Here is a 477-nt window from a genome sequence, read left to right as displayed (position 1 = left end):
CGCCGACATCGATCAGGCTCGCGCCGTCCTGCTGCATCTGGAGGCCCTCTCCTATGGCGACGGAGACGTCCTCGAACCTTCCGCCATCACTGAATGAGTCAGGCGTGACGTTGAGAATCCCGACGAGGGTCACCGAGTTCGGTGCAATAATGGTAGGCATTGTTGGCTCCGATTAGGCGTCGGGTGAGCAGCGCATACAACCCGGCGCCGCGGGGACGTTAGCGCAACACTGTAGGCAGCGGTGGGGATTCACCCATTTTCGTGGGAGCGCTACTCAATAGTCGAACCACAAAGACTGGGAGAAAGTCTATGAGCGCAATTCGTGCTATCCCGTGCCGTTCACACACACTCCATCGAGCGCACCGCTGACACAAGACGCGTTGGATCGGCGAGCGTGCAAGATATTCCTGCCGATATTTGTGGACGGCGTTAGGGCTTCTTCGGTCGACCGATCTGACCATCGAGAGCCTCCCACAG

At 58.7% G+C, this 477-nt stretch carries 1 protein-coding gene; it reads right to left on the bottom strand.

Going from position 1 to position 477, the window contains the following annotated elements; all coding sequences use genetic code 11:
* On the bottom strand, positions 1-160 hold a 160-nt coding region (locus ACFWJO_RS40445), incomplete at its 3' end, for a dihydropteroate synthase (protein ID WP_386873370.1).
* Positions 161-477: the final 317 nt, after the last annotated feature.

This window comes from Streptomyces sp. NPDC127092, assembly GCF_042722475.1.
Taxonomy (GTDB): Bacteria; Actinomycetota; Actinomycetes; order Streptomycetales; family Streptomycetaceae; genus Streptomyces.
This window is presented reverse-complemented; position numbering and strand designations above follow the sequence as displayed.